The 7,679-nt window shown below is 59.0% G+C and carries 11 protein-coding genes; 3 read left to right on the plus strand and 8 right to left on the minus strand.

Features of this window, described 5'->3' with window-relative positions:
* Positions 1-81 precede the first annotated feature (81 nt).
* Positions 82-1,827 (plus strand): chloride channel protein, encoded by a 1,746-nt coding sequence (locus CKO23_RS18650; protein ID WP_200333334.1) that lies wholly within the window; start codon positions 82-84, stop codon positions 1,825-1,827.
* Positions 1,828-2,095: 268 nt separating this feature from the next.
* Here the strand turns inward: CKO23_RS18650 and CKO23_RS18655 are convergent, their stop codons facing one another.
* Positions 2,096-3,448 (minus strand): MFS transporter, encoded by a 1,353-nt coding sequence (locus CKO23_RS18655; RefSeq protein WP_200333335.1) that lies wholly within the window; start codon positions 3,446-3,448, stop codon positions 2,096-2,098.
* A 175-nt stretch (positions 3,449-3,623) separates the two neighbouring features.
* On the opposite strand from CKO23_RS18655, the gene CKO23_RS18660 reads away from it, so the two are divergent.
* Entirely contained in the window at positions 3,624-4,553 is a 930-nt protein-coding gene (locus tag CKO23_RS18660) for an exopolyphosphatase (RefSeq protein ID WP_200333336.1), read from the plus strand.
* 163 nt (positions 4,554-4,716) lie between these two features.
* Here CKO23_RS18660 and CKO23_RS18665 read toward each other — a convergent pair whose 3' ends face one another.
* Positions 4,717-5,091, minus strand: a complete 375-nt coding sequence (locus tag CKO23_RS18665; RefSeq protein ID WP_200333337.1) for a hypothetical protein — start codon at positions 5,089-5,091, stop codon at positions 4,717-4,719.
* A 182-nt stretch (positions 5,092-5,273) separates the two neighbouring features.
* Here CKO23_RS18665 and CKO23_RS18670 point away from each other — a divergent pair, with 182 nt between their 5' ends.
* Positions 5,274-5,588, plus strand: a complete 315-nt coding sequence (locus tag CKO23_RS18670) for a hypothetical protein (RefSeq protein ID WP_200333338.1) — start codon at positions 5,274-5,276, stop codon at positions 5,586-5,588.
* Between the two features lie 68 nt (positions 5,589-5,656).
* Here CKO23_RS18670 and CKO23_RS18675 read toward each other — a convergent pair whose 3' ends face one another.
* The 6 genes from CKO23_RS18675 to CKO23_RS18695 all read right to left on the minus strand — a co-directional run bounded on the left by CKO23_RS18675 (position 5,657) and on the right by CKO23_RS18695 (position 7,535).
* The gene (locus CKO23_RS18675; protein ID WP_200333339.1) at positions 5,657-5,908 is read right to left on the minus strand and encodes a hypothetical protein; all 252 of its coding nucleotides are present in this window, start codon (positions 5,906-5,908) and stop codon (positions 5,657-5,659) included.
* Positions 5,909-6,063: 155 nt separating this feature from the next.
* Positions 6,064-6,309, minus strand: a complete 246-nt coding sequence (locus CKO23_RS18680; RefSeq protein WP_200333340.1) for a VF530 family DNA-binding protein — start codon at positions 6,307-6,309, stop codon at positions 6,064-6,066.
* 94 nt (positions 6,310-6,403) lie between these two features.
* Positions 6,404-6,652, minus strand: coding sequence for an RNA recognition motif domain-containing protein (locus CKO23_RS18685; protein ID WP_200333341.1), 249 nt, complete (start codon positions 6,650-6,652; stop codon positions 6,404-6,406).
* Between the two features lie 161 nt (positions 6,653-6,813).
* Positions 6,814-7,065 carry a ParE family toxin-like protein gene (locus tag CKO23_RS26900; protein WP_440870579.1) on the minus strand — a complete coding sequence of 84 codons (252 nt, stop codon included), beginning with the start codon at positions 7,063-7,065 and terminating at the stop codon, positions 6,814-6,816.
* Positions 7,065-7,265 carry a hypothetical protein gene (locus CKO23_RS18690; protein WP_200333342.1) on the minus strand — a complete coding sequence of 67 codons (201 nt, stop codon included), beginning with the start codon at positions 7,263-7,265 and terminating at the stop codon, positions 7,065-7,067. The genes CKO23_RS26900 and CKO23_RS18690 overlap by 1 nt, the downstream gene beginning before the upstream one ends.
* Positions 7,266-7,343: 78 nt before the next feature.
* Entirely contained in the window at positions 7,344-7,535 is a 192-nt protein-coding gene (locus CKO23_RS18695; RefSeq protein WP_242482556.1) for a TIR domain-containing protein, read from the minus strand.
* Positions 7,536-7,679 lie beyond the last annotated feature (144 nt).

Consider the following 7,679-nt stretch of genomic DNA (forward strand, 5'->3'; position numbering starts at 1 on the left):
CCGAAGAGGTAGCGCGCGGACAGCGCGCGCTGCATCCGCGGCCAGTTGTCAGGCCCCCGCCCCTGACGCAAGAATGCGTGCATGCGGCGTCTGACATCCTTTCTGCCCCGTCTCCGATTCTCCATGGAGTCTGCCCGGCTCCGACTCTCCCGCCCGGATGCGCTCTACTGGCATGCCATGCTGGGCCTCGTCACCGGGCTGGTGGCGGGGGCGGTCATCGTCGCCTTCCGGCTGGTGGTGGAGGGCTCCCAAGAGGCCATGCTGCCCCTGCACGGCGAGAACTACGAGGGGCTCCCGGTCGTCGCGCGGCTGCTGCTGCCGTTGATCGGCGCCGTGCTGATCGCACTGCTTTTCCTGCGCTTCGCCCAGGGCATCTATGTGCTCGGTGTCGCGCGCGTCATGGAGCGCATGGAGTACCACCAGGGACACATGACCTGGCGCGGCTTCATCCTCCAGTTCCTGGGGGCGGCCATCGCCATCGTCAGTGGGCACTCGGTCGGACGCGAGGGGCCGCACGTGTATTTGGGCGCGGCGAGCGGCAGTCTGCTGGGCCAGGTCTTCGCGCTGCCCAACAACAGCATCCGCACCATGGCGGCCTGCGGGACGGCGGCCGGGATCGCGGCCTCCTTCAACACCCCGCTCGCGGGTGTCATCTTCGCGCTCGAGGTGCTGGCGCTCGAATACAGCATCGCCGGCTTCATCCCCATCATTCTCGCCGCCGTCAGTGCCAATGCCGTGTCCGTGGGCATCTTCGGCAGCTCGCCGGCCTTTCAGATCCCGCCCTTCGTAATGTCGTCGCTGGCGGATCTGCTCCCGATCCTGCTGCTGGGATTGGCCGCGGGCGCGGTCTCCGCCGCCTATATCCAGTCGCTCCAAACCATCGCCAGTCTGAGCAAGCGTCTGAGCTTCTTCTGGCGCATCTGCCTGGCGGGCGTGGCGGCGGGCCTCTGCGGCGTTCTGGTCCCGCAGGTCATGGGGTTGGGCTATGACACCCAGCGCAGTCTGCTGCTGGAGCAATGGCCCTGGACCTTCCTGCTCGTCCTGCTCGGCGCGAAGCTCCTCGCGACTTCGACCAGCGTCGGACTCGGCATCCCCGGCGGGACCATCGGCCCCGCCCTCTTCATGGGGGCGGTCGTGGGCAGCCTGACCGGCGCCCTGACCGGCCATTTCGTCGCGCTGGACGCGGCCCACACCAGCTTTTATGCCCTGCTCGGCATGGGGGCCATGATGGGCGCGAGTCTCCAGGCACCGCTCGCCGCCCTGACCGCGATGGTCGAGCTGTCACACAGCCCGGGCGTCATCATGCCGGGCATGCTCACCATCATCCTCGCCGCCGTGACCTGCCGGCAGGGCTTCGGAAAGGACTCCCTGTTCCTCACCATGCTGCGGGCGAATGGCATGGACTACCGCGCCAATCCGGTGATCGCGATGCTGCGCCGCATTGGCGTCGGCAGTGCCATGAACACCAACTTCGTCCGCAAGCCGCCCATCCTCGGCCGCGACACGGCCGAGCAGCTCATGGAGGCGGCGCCGGAATGGATCGTCGTCGACAAGAACGGCGCACCCGCCTACCTCATCCCTGGCATCGCCATCGCCACCTATCTCTCCCACACCAAGGACACCGAGGACGTCGACCTGCTGGGTATCCCGGCCGATCGGCTCGAACTGGCGCCAGTGCATCTCCAGGCGACGCTGCAGGAGGCCCTGGACATCCTCAAATCGGGTGGGGCGGATGCGCTCTATGTCCAGCGTCCGCTCGCGCCCGGTATCAACCACATCTACGGCGTGCTGACGCGGGGACGGATCGAGTCCGCTTACCGATATTGAATCGCTCCCTGATTGGCCCACTCCGGCAAGCGGGTTGGCTTCTCCATCGAAATGTGCTCGTATTGCCGTCTCGTGGCACCGCTCTGCGGTGCCACGCGCCCTTCTTGGCGCTCTGCGCCTTCGGACCTCGCTGTTTGTGCCAACGTTCGAGGGTTTTCAGACACCCGCTCAGGCAGGGCTTCTCGCGTTTCGGATCAGTTCAAGGTCTTGTCCGGCCAGTCTTTGGCGCCGGCGCGCTTGGCCAAAATCGCCCATGCCCGAGGTCCAATCACGTCGGACGATTTGGTTGATTGCCGGAATTCGCCGCGGCCGTCGCCGGCAGCGTGATGTTCCGGCAGCGCGTTTCGTGCACGAAGAGCGCGCCGATCAGCCCCAGCAGCGCGAAGCCGCCGGAGAGCCAGAGTCCGTTGCGGAAGTCGCTCATCGCATAGAGCCGGACGTCCCCCGTCATGGTGCCGTCCCAGGTCAGGTCCATGACCCAGCCGAAGGCCGGCTGCATGATGGCCGCGCCGAGGAAGAGCCCGGTGTTCACCAGTGCGATGGCCATTCCGGCGACGCCCGGCGGCACCACCTCCTTCGCCGCCGCATAACCGACCACGAAGCCGCCGGCCGCCATGCCGAGCAGGGCGTAGAGCGTGAGCCCGGTCCATCCCGGTCCCCAGGGCAGGAGAATCAGGGCCAGCCAGAGCACGACGGAGAGCGCGCTGGCGCCGACGATCACCACCTTGCGCCGGCCCAGGTGATCCGACAGCGAGCCCAGTGCGAAGCTACCGATGGCGAACCCGGCGAGCGCCGCCGTGGTGTAGAGCGACGCCTGGGTGCGGTCCAGCCCGAAGCCGTCGCGCATCAGCGGAACGCCCCAGAGACCCGCGAAGGCGAACAGGCTGCCGGTGATGCCGAACATGACAAAGAAGCTCGGCCAGACGGCGCGCGTGGTCATGACCCCGCGCAGATCCAGCGCCCAGTGCCGGTCACGGGGCGGATGCGCCGGCAGACCGTCGAGCTCCTGCACCGTGGGCAGACCCGCATCCTGCGGCTTGCTGCGCACGAAGACGGCGGTGAGTACGGCGACGATCAGTGACAGCAGGCCGATGCCGACGAAAACGCTGCGCCAGGATGTCGTCTTGAGCAAGAGCGCCAGCGGGCCGGCGGCCAGGATGGACCCAACATTGCCGAGCAGGAGCGTCAGCCCGCTGATGGCGCCGTAGTAGCGCTCGCTGAACCATTGGGTGTTGGAGCGCATCAGCCCCACGAAGACCACCGAGACGCCGAGCCCGACCAGAAAGCGGCCCGCCGATGCCATCTCGAAGGTCTCCGCCAAGCCGAAGAGAATCGATCCAAGGCCGGCGACCAGACAGCCGATGGTGACACTGATGCGCGAGCCCAGGGTATCGGCCAGCACCCCGGAGGGGATCTGCATCGCGGTGTAGATGTAGTAGTACATGGCCGCCAGGGATCCCAGCGCCGCGCCGCTGGTCTGGAAGCTCGCCATGAGGTCCGCGGACACCACACCGGGCGCCATGCGATGAAAGAAGACCATCATATAGGCCAGGATGAGGATGGCGTAGACAGTCCAACGCAGCCGCTGGAAGCGCTGCCTGACGGAGGGATCGACGGACATGATGGGCCTCATGCGCTTGGGTTCGATGGGACGCCCGCCGCTCTGGCGTGGCGATGCTGGCGTGATCAGGCATGTGTCTCTGATCACAGACTGGACCAACCTTAGTGGTTTCACGCAGGGTGGCTCAGTATGATCAGCGGATGGTAAACAGCGCCAGTCCGGCCGGAGGCCAATGATGTCCGAGCAGAAATTCCGTCTTGTCACACGCAGCGATTTCGACGGCCTTGTGTGCGCCGTCCTGCTCAAGCACCTCGACCTGATCGAGGACATCAAATTCGTCCATCCGAAGGACATGCAAGATGGCTTGGTCGAGATCTCCGACAAGGACATCACGACCAACCTCCCTTACGTGGATGGCGTCCACCTCGCGTTCGACCACCACTCATCCGAGACCCTGCGTGTCGGACAGCATGACAACCACGTCATCGACCCCGATGCCCCCTCCGCGGCCCGCGTCGTCTGGCGCCACTACGGTGGGCACGACGCCTTCCCCCTGGGCTGGGACGAGATGATGGAGGCGGTCGACAAGGGCGACTCGGCCCAATTCACCCAGGAAGAGGTGCTGGATTCCAAGGGCTGGGTGCTGCTCAACTTCCTGATGGACGCACGGACCGGGCTCGGGCGCTTCCGCGAGTTCCGCATCTCCAACTACAGCCTGATGATGGACCTCATCGACTACTGCAAGGACCACGGCATCGAGCAGATCCTGCAGCTGCCGGACGTCAAGGAGCGCGTCGATCTCTACTTCGAGCAAGAGCCCAAATTCAAGGAGCAGATCCGGCGCTGCGCCACCGTACACGACAACCTCGTCGTCCTCGATCTGCGCGGCGAGGAGACCATCTGGGCTGGCAACCGCTTCGTCATCTACGCGCTCTTTCCCCAGTGCAACATCTCCATCCACGTCCTCTGGGGTCTGAAGCAGCAGAACACCGTCTTCGCCACCGGCAAATCCATCTTCGACCGCAGCTCCAAGACCAACATCGGCGAACTCATGCTGGCCTATGGCGGCGGCGGCCACCACGCCGCCGGGACCTGCCAAGTCGACAACGACCGGGCCGCACAGGTGCTGGAGCAGCTGATCGAGCGCATCACCGAGGACGGCTGAGTCTCGGGCCAATGGCGTTGCTCCAGGGTCCTTGGTCCGTGGGAGCGGCGCCCCGCCGCGACCGGGCACGCAGTCCGGGCTCGGGCCGAGGCGCATGTCAGGCGATCATGCTTCTCACGAGAGCAGCCAATCAAGAGATCAGCCAAGGCGTCAGAGCATCCATCTATTGAATTGCGCCCAACTTCTTCGTGTAGTTGTGTACCTTTCGCCAAGTCGAGTTATACGAACTCACGGCATAGTCTGAATCACTCACTTTTCTCTTGAACTCATACTCGTAACTTGCATCAGGGCTGGAAAAGACGATTTTTGGTGAAAACCGATCTCGATATCCGTAGCCGCAGTCGAAGACTCCTATAAGATAACAATTGCGCCAGTGCTTATTGATGGTCTTCTCGGAAAAACCTTGCGCCTTCAAGCTGTCTAAAAAGCCAAAAAGAAATCGGCCCAACTGTCGGGCATAGTCATGCGATTTCTCATCCCAATACCAATCGCTTATGAACCTCTCGATCGGATCATTGGTTTCGTTCTCTTGACTCATCGGATTTCAGTACCTCTGTTCTTCGCAGGCATCGATCGCCGCATCTCCCACAAGCTGGGCCAGCCAGAGCGAAATCCACCTGCCTTATTCGTAAGTTGAACCTGTAGGCGGGACGAGCTTCCAGCCTTTCTGGTCACAAGGCTCGGCGTCGATCATCCTTCGGACCAGTCGTCTTCGGTAGGGTGGACAAGCGCAGCGCAGTCCACCAACAACGGCGCGGGGTTCGGTGGACTTCGCTCTCGCTCGTCCACCCTACCGGTCCAACCGATGACCAAGGCCCAAAGCTCCAGCTTCGTGACCTCAGCGATGAAGCTCTGCTTCACGACGTCGGCGGCTTCCGGCGCTTGATTGGGTCGATCCAGGCGCTGATCCTCGAACTCGCGAAGCGGAGCTTCGTCTCGCGGGTGACGAAGCTGGAGCTTCATCACCAGTCTGAAGTCAGGCCGTGGAAGATGGACAGTTCCTTAGCCTTTCATCTGCCCTTGCATCTCAAGTGACTCAATCTTTTCCTTTTCCAAGGAGGCAAGCCTTCTCTTGATGCTGTTTATTTCACTGTTGACCGCGCTCAACCTGCGCTCAACCTGTGTTTGATGTGTTGCGCTTCTAAATCTTTGCTTCCATGTAGCGTCAGAGCGAGTGATTTGACTTCATTTCGCAGTAGCTTGAAATACGGATTGCCATGAGCGTAATTCTGCCGGTATTGCAGCGTGCCAGCTCTTATCGCCTCCATGATTTCGTTTTCTGTCAATCCAAATTCCTTGCAAGCATTCTTTTGACTCAAGGTCGCGCCTTTTTGGACCCATAGAGATTCAGACATGTTCAACGATCTCGATCTTGATCACGCATGGTCAAGCGCCTCTGCGGGCTCAACAGCGCGCGTTGGTTTCGTGGCGTTCGCAGAGTCCAGTTGAATGACTCGTTATTCTGCCACTTCTACATACTCGACTTGGCTTTGAGGGAACTCGTCTTCCTTTATTTGTCATCACCCCAGGGGGACTGCTTTTCAAATGTTGAAAGATACAAATCTTCTACCTTAACTCTGGCCCATTGGGTTTTGCGCAGAAACTTCAGCGATGATTTTACTGACGGATCACTCTTGAAGCAATTTATGTCAACTCTCTGAGCCATACCATCCCAGCCGTAATACTCGACTAACCTCGTTACGATGTTCGCGAGCGTTAATCCATGCAAGGGATTATTCGGTTGTTCGCTACTCATATAAATTTCGATGCGCCGACATTAGGCTGAGTGTTTCTAGTCGATAACGCAAAAATGCGATGCGCCGCCTACGGCGTCGCTTTTTAACGCCATATTAATCTGTTTTGTCTTCAGCTTTTTTCACGCGAATCTTGTTGCCGGCAAGAATCATGCTATTTAAGTTTTTCATTGCCGCTTTGGCTTCTCCTGGCTTCGGCATTTCCACAAAAGCAAAACCCTTAGATCCGCCGGTGATTTTGTCTAATACTAAATCACAAGATTGTACGGTGCCATATCCCTGAAAAAGAGCTTTTATCTCTTCTTCGGTCGTGCTGCGAGTAAGATTACGAATTATCAATTTCATCAGTTAATAAGCCATTAAGTGTCGAGTGAATGGGTGGAAATCTATTTTACTGTTTTGCTTAAAATGACCGATGCAAGCCGGCCAGCCGCTGCACAACGCTCGAGATTAGCCGCGAAGCCAGCCGTACTGAATCGGCTTAAGCGACTGAATTAGGCTCTTTTTTAGCTCAGCATACGATCATATTCCTGATGATCGCCGATCCAAACCCAGATGTAACCGTCTTCATCCTCAATGGCGAGTGCTCGATGCTCGATCCCGATGCGAACCGACCAAAGATTTCCTACTTTCTTGAAATGTAGGGATGGGTGGTGAGGATTCTCTTTCAGCAGAGCGTAGTTTTTACGTGCAAGATCCTGAATGCGTGCTGCAAGTGCGTGGAAGCAATTCCAAAATCTGTTCGTCGTTCGGTGCATTAAATTTGACGAAGCTTCTCTTTTCGTTTTTCGTCAAGCGCTTCTTCAACAAGGAAATCTAGGTTTCCGTTAGCTGCATCGATTTCAATTTCTTTGTCCCACGACTCGGCGTCGCGTTCTGCGAACCAATGAACCAGTTTCATGTACTCGTGATGAGGTAGTGCCTCAATTTGCGATTTAACTTCTTCGAATGTTTTCATGAGGAGATCTCTTTTTTGATCTAACGAAAAGCATCAGTCGCGCCGCTTCTTGGCGTCGTCTGGATGCGCTTTTTAACTCTAGATTTTCGCCACATCAATTCGATATTCCACCGTCGCCATCTCTTTTGCCAGCAATAGCCCTGCGTCTTTTTCTAGATTATCTTTGAATGGTATGTAGATTATCCCCTGGATATCGGATGGGCGCTCCATGTTCTCTTGCTGGTGTAGCAGTATCGCGACCCTGGAACGGCCCAGTTTTGCCAGCAGCATCCCTAGTTCGAGCATCCCTAGTGGTCTAGAGTGAAAGTCCTAATACTGTTTCTGGGCGATCGATGGCATCCTACTCATCTGTCTTGAGTTTCGCCGATGAGTTGATGACACGATGCCACGCTGCACCCCGATTCCCGTTTCCCT

It is taken from the genome of Thiocystis violacea (assembly GCF_016583565.1).
Lineage (GTDB): Bacteria > Pseudomonadota > Gammaproteobacteria > Chromatiales > Chromatiaceae > Thiorhodococcus > Thiorhodococcus violaceus_A.

Coding starts and splice junctions, on each gene's coding strand:
- CKO23_RS18650 (WP_200333334.1), top strand. CDS start 82: ATGCGGCGTCTGACATCCTTTCTGCCCCGTCTCCGATTCTCCATGGAG.
- CKO23_RS18655 (WP_200333335.1), bottom strand. CDS start 3,448: ATGTCCGTCGATCCCTCCGTCAGGCAGCGCTTCCAGCGGCTGCGTTGG.
- CKO23_RS18660 (WP_200333336.1), top strand. CDS start 3,624: ATGTCCGAGCAGAAATTCCGTCTTGTCACACGCAGCGATTTCGACGGC.
- CKO23_RS18665 (WP_200333337.1), bottom strand. CDS start 5,091: ATGAGTCAAGAGAACGAAACCAATGATCCGATCGAGAGGTTCATAAGC.
- CKO23_RS18675 (WP_200333339.1), bottom strand. CDS start 5,908: ATGTCTGAATCTCTATGGGTCCAAAAAGGCGCGACCTTGAGTCAAAAG.
- CKO23_RS18680 (WP_200333340.1), bottom strand. CDS start 6,309: ATGAGTAGCGAACAACCGAATAATCCCTTGCATGGATTAACGCTCGCG.
- CKO23_RS18685 (WP_200333341.1), bottom strand. CDS start 6,652: ATGAAATTGATAATTCGTAATCTTACTCGCAGCACGACCGAAGAAGAG.
- CKO23_RS26900 (WP_440870579.1), bottom strand. CDS start 7,065: ATGCACCGAACGACGAACAGATTTTGGAATTGCTTCCACGCACTTGCA.
- CKO23_RS18690 (WP_200333342.1), bottom strand. CDS start 7,265: ATGAAAACATTCGAAGAAGTTAAATCGCAAATTGAGGCACTACCTCAT.
- CKO23_RS18695 (WP_242482556.1), bottom strand. CDS start 7,535: ATGCTGCTGGCAAAACTGGGCCGTTCCAGGGTCGCGATACTGCTACAC.